This window comes from Sphingomonas sp. Xoc002 (assembly GCF_050408055.1).
Taxonomy (GTDB): Bacteria; Pseudomonadota; Alphaproteobacteria; order Sphingomonadales; family Sphingomonadaceae; genus Sphingomonas; species Sphingomonas yabuuchiae.
Genome location: NZ_CP191175.1, coordinates 2,244,599 through 2,270,213, shown reverse-complemented (window position 1 = coordinate 2,270,213; position 25,615 = coordinate 2,244,599). Strand labels below are relative to the sequence as shown.

The window sequence follows — 25,615 nt, the reverse complement described above, 5'->3', positions numbered from 1 at the left end:
AGGGCTTTGTGCGTCCCAAGCTTTACGGCATTTCCTATCAGGGGGATCGAGATAGGTTACGCGCCGAAACGAAAGGGACGGATCCAGATGCGAGCACCATTTCCGGCCATGATGGCCGCATTGATGATCGGTACGGTCGGTCTGTCCGGCTGTTCGGGCGGGGGCAACGGCAAGGGCTCGGTCGAACTGCTGAACGTCAGCTACGATCCGACGCGCGAGCTGTACAAGGACGTCAACGCCGCCTTCGCCAAGGATTATCAGGCCAGGACCGGCAAGACCGTGTCGTTCCGGATGAGCCATGGCGGGTCGGGCAAGCAGTCGCGCTCGGTGATCGACGGGCTGTCCGCCGATGTGGTGACGCTGGCGCTGGCCTATGACATCGACGCGATCGCCGAGCGGGCCAAGCTGCTGCCCGCCAACTGGCAGACCCGCCTGCCCGACAATAGCGCACCCTATACCTCGACGATCGTGTTCCTGGTCCGCAAAGGCAACCCGAAGGGCATTCGCGACTGGGCCGATCTGGTGAAGCCGGGCGTGCAGGTCATCACGCCGAGCCCGAAGACGAGCGGCGGCGCGCGGTGGAATTTCCTGGCGGCCTGGGCCTATGGCAAGAAGGCGGGCGGTTCGGACGCGGCGGCGCAGAAATATGTCGCCGACCTCTATGCCCATGTGCCCGTGCTGGACTCCGGCGCGCGCGGGGCGACGACGACCTTTGTCGAGCGGGGGCTGGGCGATGTGCTGATCGCATGGGAGAATGAGGCGCTGTTGTCCGAGAAGGAACTGGGCGCGGGCAAGTTCGACATCGTGGCGCCGTCCATCTCGATCCTGGCCGAACCGCCGGTCGCGGTGGTCGATGCCAATGCCAAGGCGCATGGTACCGAACAGGTCGCGACCGAATATCTGAAGTTCCTCTATACGCCGGAAGGCCAGGAGATCGCCGCGCGCAACTTCTACCGCCCGCGTGATCAGGCGGTGCTGGCCAAGCACGCCGCCACCTTCCCCAAGTTGGAAATGGTGACGATCCAGGATTTTGGCGGCTGGGCGGCGGCGCAGAAGCGGTTCTTCGCGGATGGCGGGGTGTTCGACGCCATTTATGGCGGCCAGGCCAAGCGGCGCTGATCACGGTGTTGCGGAGGAAGCGCCGTTCGGCGCTACCGGGCTTCGGCCTAACCATGGGCATGACCATCTTCTGGCTGGGGCTGGTGGTGCTGGTCCCGTTGTCGGCGCTCGTCATCCGGGCGGCGGGCATGGGCTGGGAGGGCTTTGTCGAAGTCGGGCTGTCGCCGCGCGCGCTGGCCGCCTATCAGTTGAGCTTCGGCGCGGCACTGGCGGCTGCGGCGATCAATGCGGTGTTCGGGCTGCTGATCGCCTGGATCCTCGTCCGCTATGAGTTTCCGGGCAAGAAGCTGATCGACGCGGCGGTGGACCTGCCCTTCGCGCTACCGACGGCGGTGGCGGGCATCGCGCTCGTGTCGCTCTATTCGGAAAATGGTTGGGTCGGGTCGCTGCTCACGCCGCTTGGGATCAAGGTCGCCTATACGCCTCTGGGTGTAACGATTGCCCTTGTTTTCATTGGTTTGCCGTTCATTGTTCGCTCGGTTCAACCGGTTCTCGCCGATCTGGGTCGCGACGTGGAGGAGGCCGCCGCGACGCTCGGCGCCTCTCGCATGCAGACCTTTGGCAGGGTGATCCTGCCCGCCATTGCCCCGGCTTTGCTGACCGGCTTCGCACTCGCCTTTGCGCGGGGGGTGGGGGAATATGGATCGATCATCTTCATCGCGGGCAACATGCCCTTCAAATCGGAGATTGCGCCGCTGCTGATCATCACCCAGTTGGAGCAGTTCGACTATAATGGTGCGACGGCGATCGCCTGCGTGATGCTGGTCCTGTCCTTCGCGATGCTGTTGTTCGTCAATCTGCTCCAGGCGTGGCGCGCCAAGCGGGGGACGCGATGAGCAATTCCAACCCTACGACCATCGAAAGCCCCTGGGCGCGGCGCGCGCTGATCGGTGTCGGTTTTCTGTTTCTGGCGTTGTTCCTGTTCCTGCCTCTGGTCATGGTCTTCGCGGGGGCTCTTGCGAAGGGATGGAGGGTTTTCCTCGACGCGCTGGTCGACCCGGATGCGCTCGCGGCGATCCGCCTGACCCTGCTGGTTGCTGCCATCTCGGTGCCGATCAACGCGGTGTTCGGGGTGGCGGCGTCCTGGGCCATCGCCAAGTTCGACTTCCGTGGGAAAAGTCTTATCATATCATTGATAGACCTGCCTTTTTCGGTGTCGCCGGTGGTGTCCGGCCTGATCTTCGTCCTGCTGTTCGGGGCGCAAGGATGGCTGGGGCCGTGGCTGACCGAGCATGGGGTGCGGATCATCTTCGCGGTGCCCGGCATCGTGCTGGCGACGGTGTTCGTGACCTTCCCCTTCGTGGCGCGCGAACTAATCCCGCTGATGGCCGAGCAAGGCCGCGACGACGAGGAAGCGGCGCGCTCGCTGGGTGCGAATGGGTGGCAGATTTTCTGGCATGTCACGCTCCCCAATATCCGCTGGGGCCTGCTTTACGGGGTGCTGCTCTGCAACGCCCGCGCGATGGGTGAGTTCGGCGCGGTGTCGGTCGTGTCGGGGCATATCCGGGGGTTGACCAACACCATGCCGCTGCACGTCGAAATCCTGTACAATGAATATGACTTTGTCGGCGCGTTCGCGGTGGCGTCTCTGCTCGCCTCGCTCGCGCTGGTGACCTTGGGAGTGAAGACCGTGCTGGAATGGCGTTTCGGCATCCACCGGGCGGGAGCCGCGCATTGAGCATCGTCGTCGACAATATCTCCCGCCGCTTCGGCGGGTTCACCGCGCTGGATCGTGTCACCCTGGAGACCAGGCCCGGCGAGTTCCTGGCGCTGCTTGGCCCCTCGGGGTCGGGCAAGACCACGCTGTTGCGGACCATCGCCGGGCTGGACTTTGCGGATGAGGGTCATGTCCTGTTCGACGGACAGGACATGACCGGCACCCCCGCCGCCGAGCGTCGCATCGGCTTCGTGTTCCAGAATTACGCGCTGTTCCGCCACATGACCGTCGCCGACAACATTGCCTTCGGCCTGACGGTACGCAAGCGGCGCGACAGGCCCGCCAAGGCCGCGATCGCCAAGAAGGTCGCAGAGCTGCTGGAATTGATCCAATTGCCGCAACTGGGCGATCGTTACCCCGCGCAGCTGTCGGGCGGCCAGCGTCAGCGCGTGGCGCTGGCCCGCGCGCTTGCCATCGAGCCGCGCCTGTTGCTGCTCGACGAGCCGTTCGGCGCGCTCGACGCGCAGGTGCGCAAGGACTTGCGCGGCTGGCTGCGGCGCATCCATGACGAGACGGGGCTGACCTCCATCTTCGTGACGCACGACCAGGAAGAGGCGCTGGAAATCGCCGACCGCATCGTCGTGATGCGTGGCGGCGTGATCGAGCAGATCGGCACGCCCGCCGAGGTGCAGGGTGCGCCTGCCACCGCCTTCGTGTCGTCGTTCATCGGCGAGACCAACCGGTTGCCCGTCACGCGGCGGGATGGCGCGGCCGTTATCGGCGACGGGCTGGCGACCGTCCCCGACGAAGCGCGCGGGCAGGGCGGGGGCGAAATCCATATCCGCCCGCACGATGTCGAACTGGCCGAGCCGGGCGCCGCCGACGCGCTCCCCGTCACCATATTGGCGAGCCGCCCCATTGGGCGGTCCCGCCGGATCACGGCCGAGCTTACTGGTATCGCCGAGCCCTTGACCTTCGACTTGCCCGTCGCGGAGGAAGCACCTGCCGGACAATCGCTGTCGATCCGCCCGGTCCGCTACCGCATTTTCTGATCCCTTTTCGCGTTCGATCCCCTGACCTTTTGCGGGAATTGGCCGTTTCGGCATTTGCCAGTGCCGGGTCGTCGGGGCATGACGCGGACGTCAACAGGGGAGATCGTCGTTGAAGGTCGGACAGGAATGCTGGCGGATCGAGCAGGCCGATCGCATGGCAGTCATCGTCGATGCGGAGGAATATTTCCGGATGGCCCGCCGCGCGATGCTGAATGCGCGGCGGCAGATCCTGCTGATCGGCTGGGACTTCGACGCGCGCATTGTCCTGGATCATGACGAGGCACCCGGCGAGACGGTCGGCGACTTCATCTACTCGCTCGTCCAGCGCCAGCCCGAGCTGGAGATTTTCCTGCTCCGCTGGGACACCGGCGCGATCAAGTCGCTGTTCCGGGGGAAGACCTTCTTCACCGTCCTGAAGTGGATGGCGCACAAGCGCATCCACACCAAGCTGGACGGCCATCACCCGATCGCCGCCTCGCATCACCAGAAGATCGTCATCATCGATGACCAGCTCGCCTTTTGCGGCGGCATCGACATGACCAGCGAGCGCTGGGACACGCGCGAGCACCGCGATGACGATCCCGGTCGCAAGCGGCCCGGCGGCCAGCCCTACAAGCCCTGGCACGACGCGATCAGCGCGGTGGAGGGCCCGGTGACGCACGCGCTGGGCGAGCTGTTCCGGGAACGCTGGCATGCGGCGGGCGGCAAGCCGATGGGGCCTGCCGTGCCGGGCGCAAGCTGCTGGCCGGAAGGATTGGAGCCCGACTTCACCAACCAGCCGGTCGCCATCGCCCGCACCATGCCGGAGATGGACGATCAAACCCCGGTCCATGAGAACGAGGCGCTGTTCCTCGCCCAGATCGCACGGGCCGAGCGCTACGTGTATATCGAGAGCCAGTATTTCGCCTCGCGCCGGGTGGCCGAGGCGATCGCCCGGCGATTGGACGAAGAGAATGGCCCGGAATTCGTCATCATCAACCCGCTGACCGCGCAAGGCTGGCTGGAGCCCATCGCGATGGACACCGCCCGCGCCCGGCTGGTCGAGGCGTTGCGGCGGCGCGACCGGCATAGGCGGCTGCGGCTGTATCATCCCTTCACCGCCGGCGGCGAGGCGATCTATTGCCATGCCAAAATCCTGATCTGCGACGACCAGGTCTTCCGGCTGGGCTCGTCCAACCTGAACAATCGATCCATGCGGCTGGATACCGAGTGCGACCTGGCGATCGCGGTCGAGGCGGACAGCCCCGCCGGGCGGCGGATCGCGGCGATCCGGGACGATCTGCTGGGCGAGCATCTGGGCATCGCGCCCAGGCTGGTTGGCGATGCCGTTGCCCGCACCGGCTCCCTGATCGCGGCGGTTGAGACGCTGCGCGGGAAGGCAGGGCGGAGCCTGCGCCCCTATGAGGTGCCGGACCTGTCGAGCGTCGAGGAATGGCTGGCCGACAATGAAGTGCTCGACCCCGAGGGCCCGGACGAGATGTTCGAGGCGTTCAGCCAGCGCAAGGGACTGTTCCGGCGGCTGCGGCGGCACTGATGGGGGAGGTCGTCAACTTCCGTGAGGCACGCAAGGGCTTGGCCCGCAAGGCCGCCGAACAGCAGGCGGCGGAGAACCGCGCGCGGTTCGGACGGACCAAGGCCGAGAAGCGGCGGGACGCGTTGGAGCAGGAGCGGGTTCGCAAAGAGCTGGACGGTGCCAAGCGGGAGGATTGATCTGCCGAACACCCTCACCCTTCCGGCGCTTCGCGCCTCCCTCCCTCTCCCATCGGGAGAGGGAAGGGGCCCGCCCACCTAAGCGGGTGGGAAGGGTGAGGGCGGCGTTGCGTTCTCAGCGCGGCGTCGCGAACCAGATGGTATGGGTCGCGCCCTTGCCATTCTCGCGGGCGCGGACCTTGACCTCGTCGACCAGGAAACCCGCACGCGACAGCCGCCGGGTAAAGACCGGATCGGGCGCGGCCGACCAGATGGCCAGCACGCCGCCGGGACGCAGCGCCATACGCGCCTCGTCCAGTCCCCGGTTCGAATAGAGCCCGTCATTGGCCGGGCGGGTCAGCCCGTCGGGGCCGTTGTCGACGTCGAGCATGATCGCGTCATAGGTGCCGCGCCCCACATAGATCGCATTGCCGACATCGCCCATCGCCAGCGTCACGCGCGGATCGTCCAGGCACCCGGCGGTCAGCTCGACCATCGGCCCGCGTGCCCATTCGATGATGCCGGGGACCAGCTCGGCCACCGTCACCCGCGCATCGCGGCCCAGCCGGGCCAGTACGGCGCGCAAGGTAAAGCCCATGCCATAGCCGCCGATCAGCAGATGCGGCGCGCTGCGCCCGCCCAGCCGATCGCAGGTCATCGTGCCCAGCGCCACTTCCGAGCCGCTCATGCGCGTGCTCATCAGCTCGTTGCGATCGAGCACGATCATGAAGTCCTTGCCCCGGCGGAACAGCCGCAGGGGCTCGCCACCCGGCACCTCGGCGATGCCCAGCAGCTCGCGCGGGGTCATTTGCCCTGGCGCGCCTTGCGTGCGGCGTAGCGTGCGTCGCGTGCGGCCTTCAGCTCGGCGGCGGTCGGGACCACCGGCGGGCGAGCGGCGGCGGCAGCGGCCTCTGCGGCGGCTTCGGCCTCGGCCTTCGCCTTGGCGCGGGCTTCCTCACGGGCGGCCTTTTCCTGCTCGATCGCGGCCTTGTGCGCGGCGCGGCGTTCGGCCTCGGCGGCTTCCTTGGCCGCGCGGGCGGCGGCGCGGGCTGCGACGACCTCGGGGTCGGGCGCCGCCTTGTTGCGCAGCTTTTCCAGCGCGGCGGCCTTTGCGTCGCGCGAAGCCGATGCGCGATCGGCGAAACCGGGAACCTTATATCCTGCCATCAATCCTTCATCCCGCTGGAGGGCCATGGGAGCCCAATGCACAACGGCCCCGCATCGCTGCAGGGCCGTTGGAGAAACTGGTGGACGCACTTGGGCTCGAACCAAGGACCCGCTGATTAAGAGTCAGCTGCTCTACCAACTGAGCTATGCGTCCGTTCGTCACGCTCGTCAGGCCGTCCGGCGGCCCGCCTCGTGATCGGGAGGCGCGCCTTTAGCAGGCCTCCGCCGCTTTGCAAATGCTTTTTGCCGATTTTTTGCCTTACCAGCGTGCGGGGCGACGATTTTCGCGGTCGATCGCCATCAGGATGCCCAGACACAACAGCACCGTCATCTGCGACGACCCGCCATAGCTGACCAGGGGCAGGGGGATGCCGACCACGGGTGCCAGGCCCATGACCATCATCAGATTGACCATGACATAGATGAAGATGGTGGTGGACAGCCCCGCCGCCGTCAGCCGGGCGAAGCGCGTCTGTGCCGCTTGCGCGACGTTCAGGCCCCAGCGGATGACGAGGATGAAGGCCAGGATCAGCAAACAGCCGCCGACCAGCCCCCATTCCTCCGCCATGGTGGCGAAGACGAAGTCGGTATGCCCCTCGGGCAGATAGTCCAGATGGCTCTGGGTGCCGTTCAGGAACCCCTTGCCCCAGATGCCGCCCGATCCGATCGCGATCTTGGACTGGCTGATATGATAGCCGGTGCCCAGCGGATCGCTTTCCGGGTTCATGAAGATCAGCACGCGGTTGCGCTGATAATCGTGCAGCACGAAATTCACCGCCAGCGGCGCCGCGACCGCCAGCGCCATCGCCCCGCCGATGAACAGGCGAAGCGGCACGCCCGCCAGGAACATGACCGTGGCGCCGCCCGCACAGATCATCAGTGCGGTGCCGAGGTCGGGCTGCTTCATGACGAGCGCGGCGGGCACCGCGATCATCGCCGCGACGGGCCATATGCCGGAGAAACGCCGTGTCTCGGCCGGCGGCATCAGTTCATAGAAGCGTGCGGCGCCCAGCACGATGAACAGCTTCATCAACTCGGACGGCTGGAGGCGGATGAAGCCGACGTCCAGCCATCGCTGGCTGCCCCCGCGCACCGCACCGAGCAGTTCGACCAGCACCAGGGCGACCACCAGCACCAGGTAGCCCGGCATGGCGATCCGCCGCCACAGGTCGAGCGGCAGGCGCGACAGCACCAGCGATCCGGCCAGCAGGACGAAGAAGCGGACGCCCTGCGGCTTGGCCCAGGGGGTCAGCGAGCCGCCCGCTGCCGAATAGAGGACGACCAGCCCGAAACAGCCGATGGCGGTGACCAGCAGGATGACCCGCCAGGGCAGCTGCGCGATCGGTTCGGGGATGATGCGGGGGCCGCTCATGGATTGGGGTCGCCTGCGTCTTCGGGATCGGTTTCGCGCGTCGCCATCGCCTCGGCCTGCGCGTCGGAAACATTGGTCGCGGCCTCGACGGCGGGGGCATCGGTCGCGGCACCCGCATCGGTCTTGGTCGCGGCGGCAGCGGGCTGGGGCGCATGTGCCGCGCGGTAGGCGGCCTCCTCGGCGCGCATCCGGGTGGCGATGTCGCCGCCCCAGGTCGGTTCGCCTTCCGCCAGCGAGGCCAATGCCCGGTCGCGGTCGAAGAGATAGGTCATGATGTCGCGCCCGATCAGCGGCGCGTCCAGATTGCGCACGGTATGGCCGTTATGCTCCAGCACGACGGCGGCGGCGTAGCGTGGATTGTCGGCGGGCGCGAAACAGACGAGCAGCGCGTGATCGCGCAGCTTGAAGGGCAGCTGTCCGTTCTTCAGCACGCCCATGCGCCGCTCGGCCATGGTGATGCGGCGGACCTGCGCGGTGCCGGTCTTGGCCGCCAGGCTGACCCCGGGCACCAGCATCCGCGCCGCACCGCCGGTGCCGCCCTGGTTGACCACGCCGAACATGGCGTCGCGCACCACCGCCAGATGCTCGGAGGCGACGGGCAGGGCAGGTGCGTCGAGATGAACCTGATGCGCGAGCATGCTGGGCTGGAGATGCCGCCCGGACGCGAGCCGCGCCGCCATCACCGCCAGTTGCAGCGGATTGGCCAGCACATAGCCCTGACCGATCGAGGCGTTCAGGCCGTCGGCGACGGTCCATTTCGTCTTATATTTCTTGAGCTTCCAGGCCGCATCGGGCACGGTGCCGTAACGTTGCGTGCTGAGCGGCAGGTCGAATTTCTGGCCCAGCCCGACCATCCGCGCGATCGGTGCGATCCGATCATAACCCATGCGCCGGATCATCTCGTAGAAATAGATGTCGCAGCTCTGCTCGATCGCACCCTTCAGGTTCAGCGCGCCGTGCCCGCCCCGCTTGTGGCAGTGGAACACGCCGGTGCCGACCCGCATCGCGCCGGTGCAGAGCACCCGGTCATTCGCCCCGACGCCCGCCTCCAGCAGCGCCAGGCCGTTCATCGGCTTGACGGTCGAGCCGGGCGGATACAGCCCCTGCGTGACCTTGTTCATCAAGGGCACGTGATCGTTTTCCGACAGCATCGACCATTCGAGATGGCTGATCCCGTCCGAAAAGCTGTTGGGGTCGTAGGCGGGCATCGACACCATCGCCAGCGTCTCGCCGGTGCGGCAGTCGAGCACCACCGCCGACCCCGAATTGGTGCCCAGGCGACGGGCGGCATATTCCTGAAGCCCCGCATCGATGGTCAGGCGGATATTGCGGCCGGGCGTGTCGGGGCGGGTGGCGAGCTCGGCCACAACCTTGCCGCGTGCGGTGACCTCGACCCGCTTGGCGCCGGGCTTGCCGCGCAGATACGGCTCCAGCATCTTTTCCAGCCCGTCCTTGCCCAGCTTGAAGCCGGGGGTGACGAGCAACTGGTCATGCGTCGCCTTGAACTGTTCGGCCGTCGGCGTGCCGACATAGCCGGTCAGATGCGCGACGGCGGGGCCAGCCGGATAGAACCGGGCAAAGCCGCGCGTCGGCTGCACGCCGGGCAGCTCGGGCAGGCGGACGCTGACCGCCGCGAAGCGTTCCCAGTCCAGCCGCTCGGCGACCTGAACCGGCTGGAAACCCGCAGCATGTTCCAGGTCGAGGCGGATGCGGTTCATCGCCTCGTCGTCCAGCTTCAGGATCCGGCGGAGCAGTTCCAGCACCCGGTCCTTGTCCTCCAGCCGGTCGGGAATGATGTCGACGCGGAAGTCGGTCCGGTTATTGGCGATGGGCATGCCATGCCGATCGATCAGCCAGCCGCGTCGCGGCGGGATCATCGTCGTGTTGACGCGGTTGCTCTCGGAGAGAAGATTGTACTTCTCGTTCTGCGCGATCGACAGCCACGCCATCCGTCCGGCGAGCATCAGGCCGACGCCCGCCTGCGCCGTGCCCAGCACGAAGGCGCGGCGCGAAAAGCTATAGGCCTGCGCGGCCTCGGTCATGATCCGGCCGGGGCGATCCATGCTCAGGCCCCTACCTCATTCCGGCCGCGTTTGCGATCGATCCACGCGACCAGGCGCGTCGCCATCGGGAACAGCAGGATGGTGATGGCGATCTGGATGAGCAGCGGCGCATCGACCTGCGCGCCGACCGGCACCGCCAGGAAGCGCCCCGCGATCAGGCAGAAGGCGATGGCGCCGCTGGCGATCAGCCAGTCCTGCCAGAAGTCGCGGAACACCAGCCGATGCTCGAACAGGTCGATCGCCAGCGACGTCAGCGACCAGAGCAGAACGGCGGAGCCGAGCGGCTGCCCCGATACCAGGTCGTCGAACAGCCCAAGCGGCGCGGCCGCCCACAGGCGCAGCGCAAAACGCGCGACCAGCCGCCAGGCGAGCAGCATCAGCAGGCCCATCGGCGGCTGCAACGGCACGATCGCCACCACCGGCACGATGGCGGTCAGCGAACCGGCCATCACGGTCAGCCACGGCAGCGCACGGGCGCGGGCGGGGGGCAGTCCGGGGTCGAAGGGGTTATAGGCGTCGAGGGTCACGGCCGGGGTGCCGGCGCTGATGGCGGCATCGGCATGAAGGCACGCTGAACGATCGCGAAATCCAGCGTGTCGGGATGGATGAAGGGACGCGCCACCGCGACATCGCCGCCATCGGTGCGGACGCGTGCGACCGGAATGTTCGGGGCATAGAGCCCGCCGGTACCCGAAGTCACGAACAGGTCGCCCTTGCCCAGCCGGACATTGGTCGCCACCGACCGGACGTCGAGCGTGCCGTCCCCACGCCCGACCGCGATGGCGGGCATGCCGTCCCGGGTACGCCGCACGGGCACGATGCTTTCGGGATCGGTCAGCAGCAGGACGCGCGCGGCGGCAGGCCCCGACTCGGTTATGCGCCCGATCAGTCCTTCCGGCCCGCGGACCGCCATGCCGGGCTCCACACCCTGCCAGCGACCTGCGTTGAGCAGCGCGAAGCGGCGGCCGCTGGCCCCCGTCGAACTGACCAGCCGTGCCGTCACGACGGTGTCGGGCGTACGGTCGCGCACCGCCAGCAGACGCCGTAGGCGGCGATTGTCATGGGCGATGGTCCGCGCCGTCAGCAGGACCTTGCGCGACTGCTCTAGTTCGGCGCGCAGCCGGTCGTTTTCGGAATGGACGAAGAAATAATGGCCGATCGCGTCGGGAACGCTGCTCACCGCGTCCCCGATCGCGACGAACGTGCCCGAGATGGGCGCGGTCATGCTGCCCAGCGTCATGCGCAGGGCGGCAAAGGCGGGCGGGTTGAAGGTCGATGCGACAAGCAGCACCGCACCCACCACCGCACCCGCCACCGCGAGCACATAGGCCAGGAAAGCTCCATATTGCCGCCGTCGCGAGAAACCGGTGCGACGGTCGCGGGCGGGCGCCATGCGCCGGTCCCCTTATGCTGGAGGTTAGCCGTTCAGCAGGACGCCGCGATACATCGGGTCTTCCAGCGCGCGGCCGGTGCCCAGGGCGACGCAGGTCAGCGGGTCTTCCGCCACCGTCACCGGCAGGCCGGTCTCGTCCCGCAGCACCTCGTCCAGCCCTTCGAGCAGCGCGCCGCCGCCGGTCAGGACGATGCCCTGGTCGACGATGTCGGCGGCCAGTTCGGGCGCGGTGTTCTCCAGGGCGACACGGACGCCCTCGACGATGGTCGCCACCGGCTCGGACAGCGCCTCGGCGATCTGGCCCTGGTTGATCTGGATTTCCTTGGGTACCCCGTTGACGAGGTCGCGGCCCTTGATCTGGATCGTCACGCCGATGCCGTCCGCCGGGGGACGCGCGATGCCGACCTCCTGCTTGATCCGCTCGGCGGTGGCTTCGCCGATCAGCAGGTTATGGTTGCGGCGGACATAGGATACGATGGACTCGTCCATCTTGTCGCCACCGACGCGCACGCTGGTCGTATAGGCCAGGCCGCGCAGCGACAGGACGGCGACTTCGGTCGTGCCGCCGCCGATATCAACGACCATCGAGCCGATCGGCTCGGTCACCGGCATGTCGGCGCCGATCGCGGCGGCCATCGGCTCCTCGATCAGGAAGACCTGGCTCGCACCCGCGTTCGACGCGGCGTCGCGGATCGCGCGGCGTTCCACCTTGGTCGAACCCGACGGCACGCAGATCACGATCTCGGGCCAGCGCGCGAACTTGCGGGGGCCGTGCACCTTCAGGATGAAGTGCTTGATCATCTGTTCGGCGACGTCGATGTCCGCGATCACGCCGTCGCGAAGCGGGCGGATCGCCTCGATATTGCCCGGGGTCTTGCCCATCATCAGCTTGGCGTCGTCACCGACCGCCTTCACACGCTTGATGCCGTTGATCGTCTCGACCGCGACGACGGACGGCTCGTTCAGCACAATGCCGCGTCCGCGGACATAGACCACGGTGTTCGCGGTGCCGAGGTCGATCGCCATGTCTTGCGACATGAATTTCAGGAAGCGGGGGAGAGGCATTGAGGCTTTCGTTCCGTCTGGTGGACCGGGTGGGCGCATTTCATATCCCGAACCGCCGCCAAGAGCCGTTACAGGCACCTGCACCGTCATTTGCGGGGTCGCGGGATGCCGTCGCTTGGGCTAGGGTTTGCCGCATGTCAATACGGCGTCTGCCTCCCCATCTCGTCAATCGTATCGCGGCCGGTGAAGTGGTGGAAAGGCCCGCCAGTGCGTTGAAGGAATTGGTCGAAAATTCAATCGATGCGGGGGCGAGCCGGATCGCGGTAACGATCGGTCAGGGGGGCATCGGCCGGATCGAGGTGGCCGATGACGGGTGCGGCATGTCGGCCGCGGATATGGCGCTGGCGCTGGAAAGGCACTGTACGTCCAAGCTGCCGGACGAAGCGATCGAATCGGTCCTGACGCTGGGGTTTCGCGGCGAAGCGCTGCCTTCGATCGCCAGCGTCGCACGGGTCACGATCGAAAGCCGACCCGCGGGCCGCGACGGGTGGAGCCGGGTGGTCGACAATGGCGAGGTGCTGCGCGACGGCCCCGCCGCCGTGCCGCCGGGGACCCGGATCGTGGTCGAGGATCTGTTCGCGCGGGTCCCGGCGCGGCGCAAGTTCCTGCGCTCGCCGCGGTCGGAATATGCCGCCTGCCTCGACATGGTGCGCCGCCTGGCGATGGCGCGGCCCGATATCGCCTTCACGCTGGAGCATGACGGTCGGCGGGTGCTGACCGTGCCGGGCGGCGAGGAGCGGCCCGGCCGCGTCGCTGGCCTGACCGACCGGGCGTTGGCGGAGAATTCGGTCGCGATCGACTGGGTGCGCGACACCGTGTCGCTGGGCGGGGTGGCGGGGCTGCCGACCTTCAACCGGGGTATTGCCGATCATCAATATCTGTTCGTCAACGGCCGACCGGTCCGCGATCGCCTGTTAATGGGCGCGATCCGAGGGGCTTACGCCGAAATGCTGCCACGGGATCGGCACGCAGTCGTGGCGCTCTTCCTCGACATGCCGCCGTCCGAAGTCGATGTGAACGTCCATCCGGCCAAGACCGAGGTGCGCTTTCGGGACCCTGCGCTGATCCGGGGCATGATCGTATCCGGCCTGCGTCGCGCGCTGGACGAAGCCGGCCATCGCAGCGTGCAGCGTCCGCCGGACTCGGCACTGGCCATGTGGCAGGCCGAGAGTGTCGCCGCGCCCTTGGCCGCCGCGCCGGTGGCCGATGACTGGGCATCGTCCGCGCCCGAAACTCGGGTCATGGAGCGCCAATCTCTCTTTGCGCCGCGCCCCGGCTTTTCGGCTCCCCCGCCGCTCGCCCGTGCCGAAGCGGCCTTCGCGCCGCCGCCGGAGGTTCGCCAATATCCGATGGGCGTCGCGCGGGGGCAGGTCGCCAAGACCTATATCGTCGCCGAGGCGGAGGACGGCCTGGTCCTGGTCGACCAGCATGCCGCGCATGAACGGCTGGTGCTGGAGCGGATGCGCGCCGCGCTGACCGGTGGTCGGGTGGCGTCGCAGGCCATGCTGATCCCCGAGGTGGTCGAGCTGGACGAACCCGCCTGCGACCGGCTGGAAGCGCGCGCCGAGGAACTGGCGGAATTCGGCCTCGACCTCGAACGCTTCGGTCCGACCGCGATGCTGGTCCGCTCGACGCCAGCGCTCCTGGGGCAGAGCGATCCCAAGGGGCTGGTTGCCGACCTCGCCGACGAACTCGCCGCCTTCGACCAGGCGTTATCCCTGCGCGAGCGGCTGGATCATGTCGCCGCCACCATGGCCTGTCACGGCTCGGTGCGCGCAGGCCGCATCCTCTCGGTCGCCGAGATGAATGCGCTGCTGCGCGAAATGGAAGTCACGCCGCATTCCGGCCAGTGCAACCATGGTCGCCCGACCTGGGTGAAGTTGCAGCATGGCGATATCGAGAAGCTGTTCGGGCGGAAGTAGGACCGCCGAACTACCTCCGCGCGGCGCTGCCGGACGTCGCGCCAATCTCGGTGGGGGGCATCATGGCCGTGACGTTGCTGGTCATGGTCTCCGCCCGCTCGCCAGATTTGGACGTGATGGTATCTTTCCCGGTTTAAGGTCGAGGACTTGAGGCGGGCGGACCGTTAGGGAAGCCGCCACGCCGGGGGGCATTCGTTGAAATCGCCCCAGAAATAATATCGATCCCGTCGCCGATCATAGGAAGCCAGGCTCCACTGCGGCGGATCGGGCCATCCGAACCAGTCCCGGTCGATCAGATACAAGGTCTCGTCGCCATGATCCGCGACAAAGCCTGTCCCGGTCTTATTCGCCCAGTCGAAATCATCGCCCAACAGGGCGCATGGCGGCCAATCCTCCATGGCCGCGAACCGCCATAGCAAGGGCCAATCGGCGCGCAGGCGGAACCCCGCCTTTCTTCGCCAGATATGGACGAAGGGGAGCGCCCAGCGATCGGTCTTCGATATCATGAAGCCTTCCTGCCATGGCGCGCCGTTTCAAAATCGTCCTGATCCAGTTTACACACCTCTTGTTCTGGCGATGAACCGAGCCCATAGGGCGATGAGTTGAGATTTTTTTCGTTTCGGCGTTCACCGTAACGAAACTTTTGCACTTGGCCGTGTATTTACCGGTCATTGGACAGACAGGCAGTTTTACCATGAAACATATCATGCCGCTCATTTTCGCTTTGATCCCGCTGGCCGCCGTGGTCAGCGCCTGCGTGGCCTGTCCGTAACGTCGTCCTGCGCGGCCAGCGTGCCGTGCACCATGGTGTCGTCCCCAAGACGCAAAAAAGGGCCGCCCGGACATGCCGGACGGCCCTGTCTTTTTCGGCGGAGGGCCGAAGCGCTGGGGATTAGCCCTGCGCTTCTTCCTGCTCCGGCTGAACCTCGGCGGTGGCGCCGGGCTCTGCGTTGGGATCGTAATCCTCGGTGAAGCCGGCTTCGTCACGCTCGAACATCGAGGCCATGACGTCGACGCCCTGCGCCTGCATCTCGGCTTCTTCCGGCGAGCGGGCGACGTTGACCTTGACGGTCACGGCCACTTCCGGGTGAAGCGCGACGCGCACGTCGTACAGGCCGATCGCCTTGATCGGACGGTCGAGCACGATCTGGCTCTTGTTCACCTTGTGGCCGTCGGCGACCAGCGCCTCGACCAGGTCACGCACCGCGACCGAGCCGTACAGCTGGCCGACGTTCGACGCCTGACGGATCAGGGTGACGGTGGCGTTCTCGAAGGTCTTCGACTCGACCTCGGCCTCGGCGCGACGGTTCGCGTTCTCGGCTTCGATGCGGGCGCGGTTGGCCTCGAACACCTTCTTGTTGGCTTCGTTGGCGCGCAGCGCCTTCTTGCGCGGCAGCAGGAAGTTACGGGCATAGCCGTCCTTCACCGAAACCACGTCGCCGATGGCGCCGAGCTTCTCGACGCGCTCAAGCAGAATAACGTTCATCTGTAAGACCCCTTACTTCACGACGTAGGGCAGGAGGCCCAGATGACGCGCGCGCTTGATCGCCTGGGCGAGCTCGCGCTGCTTCTTGGCCGACACGCTGGTGATGCGCGACGGCACGATCTTGCCGCGCTCGGACACGAAGCCCTGCAGCAGACGGACGTCCTTATAGTCGATCCGGGGCGCGTCCTTCGCGGAGAAGGGGCAGCTCTTGCGGCGACGGAAAAACGGGCGGGCCATTATGCGGCTTCCTCTTCACGATCACGACGGGGGCGGTCAGCGCGGTCGGGGCGTTCGCCACGATCGGCACGACGCTCGCGGTCGCGCTCCTGCTTGCGCATCATCACCGACGGACCTTCTTCATGGCCGTCAACCTTGACGGTCATGTAGCGGATCACGTCTTCGTTGATCTGGGTCTGGCGCTCCAGCTCGGCGACGACACCGGCGGGGGCGTCGATTTCGAGCATGACGTAATGCGCCTTGCGGTTCTTGGCGATCTTGTACGCCAGCGAACGCAGGCCCCAGGTCTCGGTCTTCACGACCTTGCCCTGATTGTCCTCGACGATCTTCGTGGCGGCTTCCGCCAGCGCGTCCACCTGCGCCTGTGCCAGATCCTGGCGCGCAAGGAACACGTGCTCGTAAAGAGCCATGCAGCTTACCTTATGTTGGCCGATCGCTGATGCCCACCCCATGTGGGACACCCCTCCGGCTGTCTTCCATACTTCAATACCGTCACGCCAAAAAATGGCATGAGGGCGGGTGAAGCAGGTGCTTCCCGCCCAATGGTGCGCCGGCTCATAGCGATTTGGCGGCAAAAGGCAAGCGGGGAAGGGGCGCACACTTGCCAGCGGCGGGCGACCTTTCTACCGCGCGGGCCATCCTATTACTGTTTGATGGCAGAACCGACATGCGTGCATTCATCTTTCCGGGCCAGGGCAGCCAGGCCGTCGGCATGGGCAAGGCGCTGGCCGAGGCGAGCCCCGTCGCCCGCGAGGTGTTCCAGGAGGTCGACGAGGCACTCGGCCAGCATCTCTATCGCCTGATGGTCGAGGGGCCCGCCGACGAGCTGACCCTGACCGAGAATGCGCAACCCGCGATCATGGCGAACGCCATCGCGACCCTGCGCGTGCTGGAGAAGGAAGGCGGCGTGCGGCTGTCCGAGAAGGCCGATTTCGTCGCGGGCCACTCGCTGGGCGAATATACCGCGCTGTGTGCGGCCGATGCGATCGACCTGCCGACGACGGCGCGCCTGCTGAAGCTGCGCGGCCGGGCGATGCAGGCGGCGGTGCCGGTGGGTGAGGGCGCGATGGCCGCGCTGCTCGGCGCGGACCTGGAAAAGGCCAAGACGATTGCCGGTGCGGCGGTCGATGCGATCCTGGCCGAGGGCGGCGTGGAACTGGTCTGCACGGTCGCCAATGACAATGACCCGAGCCAGGTCGTGATCTCCGGCCACCGCGCGGCCATCGAGAAGGCGGTGGCGCTGGCCAAGGATCTGGGGGCCAAGCGCGCGGTCCTGCTGCCGGTGTCGGCGCCGTTCCACTGCCCGCTGATGCAGCCCGCCGCCGATGCGATGGACGCCGCGCTGGCCGAGGCGACGATCCGCGCGCCGCTGGTCCCGGTCTATGCCAATGTCGAGGCAGCCCCCGTCGCCGATCCCGGCGCGATCCGCGCGCTGCTGGTCGCGCAGGTGACGGGCATGGTCCGCTGGCGCGAATCGGTGCTGGCGATGCAGGACGCGGGCGTGACGCAGTGCGTCGAGTTCGGTGGCAAGGTGCTCGGCCCCATGGTCAAGCGTATCGCCCCCGACGCCGATGCGGTCAGTGTCGTGACGATGGACGATATCGAGGGGCTGCTGGCGAAGCTTTGATTTCGCGCGGAGACGCGGAGGCGCGGAGATGCGGGACATAGACGAGATCAGTGGGGCCGTTATCGATGTCGCGTTGCATATGCATCGTGACCTGGGGCCTGGTTTGCTGGAAAGCGTCTATGAAACCGTATTGGCAGGCAAGCTGGAGCGGATGGGCTTTAAGGTTGCCCGCCAGCGTCCGGTAGACATTCATTTCGATGGCATGATCTTCGATGCCGCCTTCCGCATCGATCTCCTCGTTGACGAGCGATTGCTCGTCGAGATCAAATCGGTCGAGCGGCTGTCCGCCGCTCACGCCAAGCAACTCTTGACCTATCTGAGGCTGACCGGGCAACCGGTTGGTCTGCTGATTAACTTTGGCGGCGCAACGCTGAGAGAAGGGGTGCGACGGATCGTCAATTCCCACACTTCCTCCGCGTCTCCGCGTCTCCGCGTGAACCAAAGAATCGGAGAATAAGCATGTTCGACCTGACAGGAATGACCGCCCTCGTGACCGGCGCATCGGGTGGCCTCGGCTCGGCGGTGGCCAGGGCACTGGCGGCGCAGGGGGCGAAGCTGGCGCTGTCCGGCTCCAATATCGACAAGCTGGAGGCGTTTCGCGCCGAGCTGGGCGGCGATCATGTCGCGGTGCCGTGCAACCTGTCCGACCCCGCTGCGGTCGATGCGCTGATCCCGCAGGCGGTCGAGGCGCTGGGCGGCAAGCTCGACATCCTGGTCAACAATGCGGGCGTTACCCGCGACAATCTGACCATGCGGATGAAGGACGAGGAGTGGGACCAAGTCATCAGCGTCAACCTGGAGGCGACCTTCCGCCTGATCCGCGCCGCCGCCAAGCCGATGATGAAGGCGCGCTTCGGCCGCATCATTTCGATCACCTCGATCGTCGGCGCGACCGGCAATCCCGGCCAGGCCAACTATGCCGCGTCGAAGGCGGGCATCGTCGGCATGTCGAAGGCGGTGGCGCAGGAACTCGCCAGCCGCAACGTCACCGTCAATTGCGTCGCCCCCGGCTTCATGCGCTCGGCGATGACCGACGTGCTGCCCGAGGCGCAGAAGGCCGCGCTGCTCGGCAAGATCCCGGCGGGCGATCTGGGCAAGGGCGAGGATATCGGTGCCGCCGTCGTCTATCTGGCGTCGAAGGAAGCGGGCTATGTCACCGGCCAGACGCTGCACGTGAACGGCGGCATGGCGATGCTGTAAAAGGCATATTTGCCACGAATGACCTTATCCTGGCCCAAGTCCGTCGCTGGACGGGCTTGCCAGACTAGGGCGCGCGTTCTACGTGCGTTCAGGAAGTATCAACCCCCGATGAATTACGAGAAGGGATTACCATGAGCGAGACCGCCGACCGCGTGAAGAAGATCGTCGTCGAGCATCTCGGCGTCGAAGCCGACAAGGTGACCGAGGACGCGAGCTTCATCGACGACCTCGGTGCCGACAGCCTCGACATCGTCGAGCTCGTCATGGCGTTCGAGGAAGAGTTCGGTGTCGAAATCCCGGACGATGCCGCCGAGAAGATCACGACCGTCAAGGACGCGATCACGTATATCGACGAGAACAAGGCCTAATACCGGGGCCTCGGCCCGCATGATCTGCGGGCCGAACGGGTCGCAAGACCAGGTTTCAAGCGGCTCCCCGACCCCGACTAGCGGGCGGGGAGCCGTTTTCGTTTGGGAATGGAGTGGAATATGCGGCGCGTCGTCGTAACCGGACTGGGTCTTGTCACGCCTCTGGGCGCGGACGTGGAAACCGCCTGGGCCAATCTGATCGCTGGCAAGTCCGGCGCCGGTCCGATCACGCGGTTCGATACCACGGGCCAGAAATGCACCATCGCGTGCGAGGTGAAGCCCAAGGACCATGAATATGGCTTCGACCCCGACAAGCGCGTCGACCACAAGGTCCAGCGCCAGGTCGATCCCTTCATCGTCTATGGCATCGACGCCGCCGGTCAGGCGCTGGAAGATGCCGGTCTGACCGAGATGGACGAAGAGATGCGCCTGCGCGCGGGCGTGTCGATCGGCTCGGGCATCGGCGGTCTGCCGGGCATTGAGATCGAATCGGTCAACCTGCACGAGCGCGGCCCCGGCCGGGTCAGCCCGCACTTCGTCCATGGCCGCCTGATCAACCTGATCTCGGGCCAGGTCAGCATCAAATACGGCCTGATGGGCCCGAACCACGCGGTCGTCACCGCCTGCTCGACCGGCGCGCATTCGATCGGTGACGCGGCGCGCATGATCCGCGACGACGATGCCGACATCATGCTGGCGGGCGGTGCGGAAAGCACGATCAACCCGCTCGGCGTGGCGGGCTTCGCTCAGGCACGCGCGCTCAACATGAGCATGAACGACCGTCCCACCGAAGCCAGCCGCCCCTATGACAAGGGCCGCGACGGCTTCGTGATGGGCGAGGGCGCGGGCGTCGTCGTGCTCGAGGAATATGAGCACGCCAAGGCGCGCGGCGCGAAGATCTATGCCGAGGTCGTCGGTTACGGTCTGTCGGGCGACGCCTATCATGTCACCGCGCCGCATCCCGAAGGCAAGGGCGCCGAGAATGCGATGCGCATGGCGCTGCGCAAGGCGGGCATGGAGCCGTCGGACATCGACTATATCAACGCGCATGGCACCTCGACCATGGCCGACACGATCGAACTGGCCGCGGCCAAGCGCGTCTTTGGCGACGACCTGTCGGGGGCGTCCATGTCGAGCACCAAGTCGGCGATCGGCCATCTGCTGGGCGGGGCCGGTGCGGTCGAGAGCATCTTCTGCATCCTCGCGCTGCGTGACCAGATCGTGCCGCCGACGTTGAACCTCGACAACCCGGATGAGGGCACCGAGGGCGTCGATCTCGTGCCGCACACGGCCAAGAAGCGGGAAGTGAAGGCGGTGCTGAACAATTCGTTCGGCTTCGGCGGCACCAACGCTTCGCTGGTGATGAAGGCGATCTAATTCGCCCGAACCCCAACTTCCGTTCAGCCTGAGCCCTTCGGCCGGCTGGCGCGCCAGCCGCTCAGAATAAACTTCGGCGCATAGCGCCGAAGTCGAAGGCCACGGGATACGGGGTGAGTTCAGGGCCTGCACTTCGACTTCGCTCAGTGCGAACGGAGGATGGGCTTATCCAAAGAAAACCCCGGCCACCGCCGGGTCCGCTTGCAAAACGCTCAAGCCCGCGCCATCGGGCGGCCAGCAAAGCGGACCCGGATCGGTGCCGGGGTTGTTCCATGTCCGGGGCACTGCGCCCTCGTCAAAAACCGGGTGAGATATGCGCAAGGTCGGCTGTATCGGGTTGCTGCTGGGGCTGATCGGCATCGCCGTCTTCGCCTGGGTCGCGCATGACTGGGCGGGTAACGGTCCGGCGGACAAGCCGCTCGCGGTCGTTGTGCCCGAGGGGGCGAGCCTGGCGCGTGCCGCCAATGAACTGCAAAAGGCAGGGGCGATCCGTTCGGCCGGTCGTTTTCGCCTGTACGCACGGGTCTTCGGCGACGGCGGGGCGATCAAGGCGGGCGAATATGCCATCCCCGAACATGCCAGCGTGCATGATGTCCTGACCCTGCTCCAGGAGGGCAAGGTGCGTCAGCGGCTGGTGCCGGTGCCCGAGGGTTATCCCTCGGTCCTCGTCCATGACGCCCTGATGCGGGCCGATGGCCTGACCGGCGATGTGCCCGTTCCTGCCGAGGGTTCGGTCCTGCCCGACAGCTATGCCTATCAGAAGGGCGATACCCGTGCCGCGATCGTTGCGCGGATGCAGAAGGCGATGAAGACCTATCTCGCCCAGGCGTGGGCCGACCGGAAGCCGGGTATCGCGGTCAAGACGCCGCAGGAAGCGATCATCCTCGCCTCGATCGTCGAGAAGGAAACCGGCAAGCCGTCCGAACGGCGGACGGTCGCGGCGGTCTATGGCAACCGTCTGCGCATCGGCATGCCGCTTCAGGCCGATCCGACGGTGATCTATCCGATCACCAAGGGGCGTCCCCTCGGCCGTCGCATCCTGCGGTCCGAACTCCATGCCAAGAACGGCTACAACACCTATGCCAGCCCCGGCCTGCCGGTGGGTCCGATCGCCAATCCGGGTCGTGCCTCGATCGACGCGGTGTTGAACCCGGCGGACAGCAAGGCGCTGTATTTCGTGGCGGACGGATCGGGCGGCCATGTGTTCGCCGACACGCTGGCGCAGCATAATGCCAATGTGCAGAAATGGTACGCGATCCGCCGCCAGCGCGGCGAGATGTGACGATCAGCGCGCCTCTTGCCTGAGGCGCTGGGAGAGTTTGCGCTGTGACGACGACGCATAGGCGCGGCAAGCGCCCGGCGTCGTCAGGAACCGGCTGGTCGCGCCGTCCTGATCGGCATGGGCGGTGATCAGAATGTCGCAAGGCAGGGCGCGCATCGCCGCCTGACCGCGCGCAAAGGCCGCGACCACCGCCTTGTTCGTCGGGGCGGAGAAGCGATAATCGTCGGTGGATACCGGGTTCAGGCTGGCGGCGAAGACGATCGCCTTGCACCGCTGGCTTTCGCAGGCACGCCAACTCCAACTCGTGCTGCCCATGGTATGGCCCGGCGTCGCCCGCGCGGTGACAATGGTGTTGCCCAAGGTCAGTCGCTCGCCGTTGCGCAGGACCTTCACCGTGCTGACGGGCGGAAAGCGACTGTCATACCCACGCTGCGGATCGTCCATGGCCAGCCGCCCGGTGCGCAACCCTTGCGCGCCCCGGGGGCTGGCGACGACCGTGGCACCGGTGTCGCGCGCGAGCGCGGCGAGACCGCCCGCATGGTCGAAATGCGGCTCCGTGCTGAGAATATATTTGATGTCGCGCGGGCGGAAGCCGAGCTTGGCGACATTGGCCAAGATCGAAGGTGCGGCCTGGGGCAGCGCGCCGTCGATCAGGATCAGGCCTTGGCCCGTATCGATCAGCGCGACGTTCAAACCGCCAAAGCCGACCAGATAGGTGGTGCCGAAGACCTTCACCGGCGGGCGCGGTGCGAGCCATTCCGCCGTGTGCTCGGTCACGATCGGTTTGGTCAGCGGATCGGGCGTTTGCGGCATGGCGGGCGCGGTGACGATGGCGATCAGCGAGAGCAGGGTCGGTCTGGCGAGCATGGCGTGTCTCCTTGCCCGGCAGGATGGATCGCTTTGCTCCGCACGACAAAGCATCTTCCCTCGACACAGCCATGAGCGGATTTCATGATGGGGCATGGACCGCGCACAGCTTCCCCTCAACGCCCTGCGAGCCTTCGAGGCGGCGGCGCGGCATCTGAACTTCACGCGCGCCGCGATCGAACTGTGTGTCAGCCAGGGGGCGGTCAGCCATCAGGTCGCGGCACTGGAAAAGAGACTGGGCGCGCGGCTGTTCCATCGTCTGCCGAGAGGACTGGCGCTGACCGATGACGGACAGGCGCTGGTGCCGGTCCTGGCCGAGACGTTCGACCGGATCGGGGCGACGCTCGACCGGTTTGCCGACGGCCGTTTCCAATATGTGCTGAACATCGGGGTGGTGGGGACTTTCGCGACCGGATGGCTGCTCGAGCGACTGGACGCTTTTGCGGCGACCCATCCGCACATCGATGTTCGCGTGTCGATCAACAACAACCGAGTCGATCTGGCGGGGGAGGGGCTGGACTACGCGATCCGCTTCGGCGACGGGGCCTGGCATGGCACCCATGCCGAGCCGCTGATGGCCGCACCGCTGACGCCGCTTTGCGCGCCCCTGGTGGCCGCGCGGTTGAGGGAGCCGGGCGATCTGGCGCGGGAGCGGTTGTTGCGGTCCTATCGGGTCAGCGAATGGGAAAGCTGGTTCGCCGCAGCAGGCGTCCCGGCACCGGCACTGCGTGGACCCATGTTCGACAGTTCGGCCTTGATGGTGACGGCGGCGATGGCGGGGCTGGGTGTCGCGCTCGCGCCGACGGCTATGTTCGGGCGCGAGTTGACGAATGAGCGGTTGGTTCAGCCATTCGATGTGGAAATCGATGCCGGGCGGTACTGGCTGACGCGATTGCTGTCGCGGAAGGAAGGGCTGGCGATGAAGGCGTTTCGGCAGTGGTTGGTCGGGGCGGTGGACGATACTGCCCCTCCACCACCGCTTCGCGGCGGTCCCCCTCCCCAAGCATAGCTTGGGGAGGGGGACCGCCAAATCCTCCCCATCGCAGATGGGGAGGGGGACCATCGCATCAGCGATGGTGGAGGGGCAGCCCCGGACCTATCAACCCCGCAGCGCTGCCGCCGCGCGGGCCTTGGCCTCCACATCGGCCATCGATCCGCCCGTCACCCAGCTGCCGCCGACGCACAGCACGCGGTCGAAGGCCAGCCAGTCGGGCGCGCTCGCCTCGGTGATGCCGCCGGTCGGGCAGAAGCGCGCCTGGTAGAAGGGCGCGGCCAGCGCCTTCAGCGCCTTCAGGCCGCCGCTCGTCTCGGCGGGGAAGAACTTGAAATGGGTCAGGCCCAGGTCCAGCCCGCGCATGATGTCGCCCGCATTGGCGATACCGGGCAGATAGGGGATGCCGCTCTCGATCACCGCCGCGCCGAGACGATCGGTCAGGCCGGGCGAGACGATGAACTCGGCGCCCGCATCCGCCACGTCGCGCAGCTGCTGCTCGTTGACGACGGTGCCGGCACCGACGATCGCGCCGGGCACCTTCTTCATTTCGGCCATCGCCTCCAGCGCGGCGGGGGTGCGCAGCGTCACCTCCAGCACCTTCAGCCCGCCCGCGACCAGCGCCTCGGCCAGCGGCTTGGCGGTAGCGGCGTCGTCGATGACCAGCACGGGGATGACCGCGCTGGTGCGCATGATGGTGGCGATGTCGGTCATGAATGCTCCTGGGCAAAGGCCGCGGCTGCACCGAACAGGCCGGGCTGGGGATGGGTGATGAGCTTGACGGGGATACGCGCCATCAGCGACTGGAACCGGCCCTTGGCGACGAAGCGCTGGTCGAAGCCCGAACGCAGCAGCTTGTCCTTGATCCGGTAGCCGAGGCCGCCCGCGATCACGACGGTCTTGGCGCCTTGCGCCAGCGCGAAGTCGCCCGCGACCGCGCCGAGCGCGAGACAGAAACGGTCGAGCGCGGCCAGCGCGATCGAATCGGTGCCCTCCAGCGCCTCGGTCCAGATTTCGCGATCGTCGCGGCTGGGCACCGCACGGCCCTCCAGCGTGGCGAGCGTCTCATAGATGGCGACGATGCCGGGTCCCGAGCAGATCCGCTCGCACGATACGCGGGTATAGGTGCGGCGCAGGCGCTTCAGGATCGCATCCTCGATGCCGTCGAGCGGGGCATAGTCCATATGCCCGCCCTCGGTCTCGATGACATGGTAACGCTCGGGCGTCAGCAGGACCTGCGCGACGCCCAGGCCGGTGCCGGGGCCGCAGACGGTGACGACGCCGTTGGCGGGCATCGGCTCCTCGGGGCCGCAGATATGGAGGAAGTCCTCCTCCGGCACCTGCGCGACGGCATGGCCGACCGCGCCGAAATCGTTGATGACCGTATAGACGTCCGCACCTAGCCGCTCAGGGATCAGCGAGGGGCGGATGACCCAGGGATTGTTGGTCATGCGGATCACGTCGCCGGTGATCGGCGAGGCAATGGCGAGCGAGGCGGCCTTGGGCAGCGGACGGCCCAGATGCGCCTCGAACGCCTGCCACGCGGTCTGGAGCGAGGCGTGCTCGGCGGTCTTCTGCGTACACGGCTCGCCCAGCTTGACCACCCGGCCATTCTCGACCTCGGCGATCGCGAAACGCGCATGCGTGCCCCCGATGTCGACGGCTACGATTTCCATGATGT

28 protein-coding genes and 1 tRNA gene are annotated in these 25,615 nt (G+C 66.7%); 14 read left to right on the top strand and 15 right to left on the bottom strand.

Going from position 1 to position 25,615, the window contains the following annotated elements; translation table 11 throughout:
- The first annotated feature begins 108 nt into the window (after positions 1 to 108).
- The 6 genes from ACQR50_RS10115 to ACQR50_RS10090 all read left to right on the top strand — a co-directional run bounded on the left by ACQR50_RS10115 (position 109) and on the right by ACQR50_RS10090 (position 5,538).
- Complete coding sequence (locus ACQR50_RS10115; RefSeq protein WP_428968211.1) at positions 109 to 1,119, top strand: sulfate ABC transporter substrate-binding protein; 1,011 nt, start codon at positions 109 to 111, stop codon at positions 1,117 to 1,119.
- 59 nt (positions 1,120 to 1,178) lie between these two features.
- Positions 1,179 to 1,955 (top strand): sulfate ABC transporter permease subunit CysT, encoded by a 777-nt coding sequence (gene cysT, locus ACQR50_RS10110; protein WP_428968210.1) that lies wholly within the window; start codon positions 1,179 to 1,181, stop codon positions 1,953 to 1,955.
- Entirely contained in the window at positions 1,952 to 2,797 is an 846-nt protein-coding gene (gene cysW / locus ACQR50_RS10105) for a sulfate ABC transporter permease subunit CysW (RefSeq protein ID WP_428968209.1), read from the top strand. Before cysT ends, cysW begins: the two co-directional genes overlap by 4 nt.
- Complete coding sequence (locus ACQR50_RS10100; RefSeq protein WP_428968208.1) at positions 2,794 to 3,828, top strand: sulfate/molybdate ABC transporter ATP-binding protein; 1,035 nt, start codon at positions 2,794 to 2,796, stop codon at positions 3,826 to 3,828. Before cysW ends, ACQR50_RS10100 begins: the two co-directional genes overlap by 4 nt.
- A 154-nt stretch (positions 3,829 to 3,982) precedes the next feature.
- Positions 3,983 to 5,362 carry a phospholipase D-like domain-containing protein gene (locus ACQR50_RS10095; RefSeq protein WP_428970682.1) on the top strand — a complete coding sequence of 460 codons (1,380 nt, stop codon included), beginning with the start codon at positions 3,983 to 3,985 and terminating at the stop codon, positions 5,360 to 5,362.
- Positions 5,362 to 5,538, top strand: coding sequence for a DUF4169 family protein (locus ACQR50_RS10090; RefSeq protein WP_428968207.1), 177 nt, complete (start codon positions 5,362 to 5,364; stop codon positions 5,536 to 5,538). Before ACQR50_RS10095 ends, ACQR50_RS10090 begins: the two co-directional genes overlap by 1 nt.
- A gap of 115 nt (positions 5,539 to 5,653) precedes the next feature.
- Here ACQR50_RS10090 and ACQR50_RS10085 read toward each other — a convergent pair whose 3' ends face one another.
- From ACQR50_RS10085 to ACQR50_RS10050, 8 genes are all read right to left on the bottom strand, one after another.
- A complete protein-coding gene (locus ACQR50_RS10085) occupies positions 5,654 to 6,325 on the bottom strand; it encodes a spermidine synthase (RefSeq protein ID WP_428968206.1) in 672 nt (223 codons plus the stop codon).
- Entirely contained in the window at positions 6,322 to 6,684 is a 363-nt protein-coding gene (locus ACQR50_RS10080; protein ID WP_056438408.1) for a DUF6481 family protein, read from the bottom strand. The genes ACQR50_RS10085 and ACQR50_RS10080 overlap by 4 nt, the downstream gene beginning before the upstream one ends.
- Before the next feature lie 78 nt (positions 6,685 to 6,762).
- Positions 6,763 to 6,838: transfer RNA gene (locus tag ACQR50_RS10075), tRNA-Lys, on the bottom strand.
- A 105-nt stretch (positions 6,839 to 6,943) separates the two neighbouring features.
- The gene (gene rodA / locus ACQR50_RS10070; protein ID WP_056437668.1) at positions 6,944 to 8,056 is read right to left on the bottom strand and encodes a rod shape-determining protein RodA; all 1,113 of its coding nucleotides are present in this window, start codon (positions 8,054 to 8,056) and stop codon (positions 6,944 to 6,946) included.
- Complete coding sequence (mrdA, locus tag ACQR50_RS10065; protein WP_428968205.1) at positions 8,053 to 10,119, bottom strand: penicillin-binding protein 2; 2,067 nt, start codon at positions 10,117 to 10,119, stop codon at positions 8,053 to 8,055. Before mrdA ends, rodA begins: the two co-directional genes overlap by 4 nt.
- Positions 10,120 to 10,121: 2 nt before the next feature.
- On the bottom strand, positions 10,122 to 10,646 hold the full coding sequence (locus ACQR50_RS10060; protein ID WP_184106538.1) for a rod shape-determining protein MreD: 525 nt from the start codon (positions 10,644 to 10,646) through the stop codon (positions 10,122 to 10,124).
- Positions 10,643 to 11,512: a rod shape-determining protein MreC gene (mreC, locus tag ACQR50_RS10055; protein WP_428968204.1), complete on the bottom strand. Its 870-nt coding sequence runs from the start codon at positions 11,510 to 11,512 to the stop codon at positions 10,643 to 10,645. The genes ACQR50_RS10060 and mreC overlap by 4 nt, the downstream gene beginning before the upstream one ends.
- A gap of 24 nt (positions 11,513 to 11,536) precedes the next feature.
- Entirely contained in the window at positions 11,537 to 12,577 is a 1,041-nt protein-coding gene (locus tag ACQR50_RS10050; RefSeq protein WP_042482832.1) for a rod shape-determining protein, read from the bottom strand.
- A 134-nt stretch (positions 12,578 to 12,711) separates the two neighbouring features.
- On the opposite strand from ACQR50_RS10050, the gene mutL reads away from it, so the two are divergent.
- On the top strand, positions 12,712 to 14,499 hold the full coding sequence (gene mutL, locus ACQR50_RS10045) for a DNA mismatch repair endonuclease MutL (RefSeq protein ID WP_428968203.1): 1,788 nt from the start codon (positions 12,712 to 12,714) through the stop codon (positions 14,497 to 14,499).
- Between the two features lie 164 nt (positions 14,500 to 14,663).
- Here the strand turns inward: mutL and ACQR50_RS10040 are convergent, their stop codons facing one another.
- The 4 genes from ACQR50_RS10040 to rpsF all read right to left on the bottom strand — a co-directional run bounded on the left by ACQR50_RS10040 (position 14,664) and on the right by rpsF (position 16,632).
- The gene (locus tag ACQR50_RS10040) at positions 14,664 to 15,005 is read right to left on the bottom strand and encodes a hypothetical protein (RefSeq protein WP_428968202.1); all 342 of its coding nucleotides are present in this window, start codon (positions 15,003 to 15,005) and stop codon (positions 14,664 to 14,666) included.
- Positions 15,006 to 15,391: 386 nt separating this feature from the next.
- Entirely contained in the window at positions 15,392 to 15,985 is a 594-nt protein-coding gene (gene rplI, locus ACQR50_RS10035) for a 50S ribosomal protein L9 (RefSeq protein ID WP_056437565.1), read from the bottom strand.
- 12 nt (positions 15,986 to 15,997) lie between these two features.
- The gene (gene rpsR / locus ACQR50_RS10030) at positions 15,998 to 16,222 is read right to left on the bottom strand and encodes a 30S ribosomal protein S18 (protein WP_007403456.1); all 225 of its coding nucleotides are present in this window, start codon (positions 16,220 to 16,222) and stop codon (positions 15,998 to 16,000) included.
- Positions 16,222 to 16,632 (bottom strand): 30S ribosomal protein S6, encoded by a 411-nt coding sequence (gene rpsF, locus ACQR50_RS10025; protein WP_037567458.1) that lies wholly within the window; start codon positions 16,630 to 16,632, stop codon positions 16,222 to 16,224. The genes rpsR and rpsF overlap by 1 nt, the downstream gene beginning before the upstream one ends.
- Positions 16,633 to 16,889: 257 nt before the next feature.
- Here rpsF and fabD point away from each other — a divergent pair, with 257 nt between their 5' ends.
- The 6 genes from fabD to mltG all read left to right on the top strand — a co-directional run bounded on the left by fabD (position 16,890) and on the right by mltG (position 22,076).
- Positions 16,890 to 17,849 (top strand): ACP S-malonyltransferase, encoded by a 960-nt coding sequence (gene fabD / locus ACQR50_RS10020; protein WP_428968201.1) that lies wholly within the window; start codon positions 16,890 to 16,892, stop codon positions 17,847 to 17,849.
- A 28-nt stretch (positions 17,850 to 17,877) separates the two neighbouring features.
- Positions 17,878 to 18,306 carry a GxxExxY protein gene (locus ACQR50_RS10015; protein WP_428968200.1) on the top strand — a complete coding sequence of 143 codons (429 nt, stop codon included), beginning with the start codon at positions 17,878 to 17,880 and terminating at the stop codon, positions 18,304 to 18,306.
- Between the two features lie 2 nt (positions 18,307 to 18,308).
- On the top strand, positions 18,309 to 19,049 hold the full coding sequence (gene fabG / locus ACQR50_RS10010) for a 3-oxoacyl-[acyl-carrier-protein] reductase (protein ID WP_219020126.1): 741 nt from the start codon (positions 18,309 to 18,311) through the stop codon (positions 19,047 to 19,049).
- A 131-nt stretch (positions 19,050 to 19,180) separates the two neighbouring features.
- Positions 19,181 to 19,417, top strand: a complete 237-nt coding sequence (locus ACQR50_RS10005) for an acyl carrier protein (RefSeq protein ID WP_007403554.1) — start codon at positions 19,181 to 19,183, stop codon at positions 19,415 to 19,417.
- A 120-nt stretch (positions 19,418 to 19,537) separates the two neighbouring features.
- Positions 19,538 to 20,794: a beta-ketoacyl-ACP synthase II gene (gene fabF, locus ACQR50_RS10000; RefSeq protein ID WP_056438398.1), complete on the top strand. Its 1,257-nt coding sequence runs from the start codon at positions 19,538 to 19,540 to the stop codon at positions 20,792 to 20,794.
- A 313-nt stretch (positions 20,795 to 21,107) separates the two neighbouring features.
- The gene (gene mltG, locus ACQR50_RS09995) at positions 21,108 to 22,076 is read left to right on the top strand and encodes an endolytic transglycosylase MltG (protein WP_428968199.1); all 969 of its coding nucleotides are present in this window, start codon (positions 21,108 to 21,110) and stop codon (positions 22,074 to 22,076) included.
- A gap of 3 nt (positions 22,077 to 22,079) precedes the next feature.
- Here mltG and bla read toward each other — a convergent pair whose 3' ends face one another.
- Positions 22,080 to 22,943, bottom strand: coding sequence for a subclass B3 metallo-beta-lactamase (bla, locus tag ACQR50_RS09990; protein ID WP_428968198.1), 864 nt, complete (start codon positions 22,941 to 22,943; stop codon positions 22,080 to 22,082).
- Between the two features lie 94 nt (positions 22,944 to 23,037).
- Between bla and ACQR50_RS09985 the strand changes: the two genes are divergently transcribed.
- Entirely contained in the window at positions 23,038 to 23,952 is a 915-nt protein-coding gene (locus ACQR50_RS09985; protein ID WP_428968197.1) for a LysR family transcriptional regulator, read from the top strand.
- 90 nt (positions 23,953 to 24,042) lie between these two features.
- Here the strand turns inward: ACQR50_RS09985 and eda are convergent, their stop codons facing one another.
- Positions 24,043 to 24,648 (bottom strand): bifunctional 4-hydroxy-2-oxoglutarate aldolase/2-dehydro-3-deoxy-phosphogluconate aldolase, encoded by a 606-nt coding sequence (gene eda, locus ACQR50_RS09980; RefSeq protein WP_042482810.1) that lies wholly within the window; start codon positions 24,646 to 24,648, stop codon positions 24,043 to 24,045.
- The gene (gene glk, locus ACQR50_RS09975; RefSeq protein ID WP_428968196.1) at positions 24,645 to 25,610 is read right to left on the bottom strand and encodes a glucokinase; all 966 of its coding nucleotides are present in this window, start codon (positions 25,608 to 25,610) and stop codon (positions 24,645 to 24,647) included. The genes eda and glk overlap by 4 nt, the downstream gene beginning before the upstream one ends.
- Between the last annotated feature and the right edge of the window lie 5 nt (positions 25,611 to 25,615).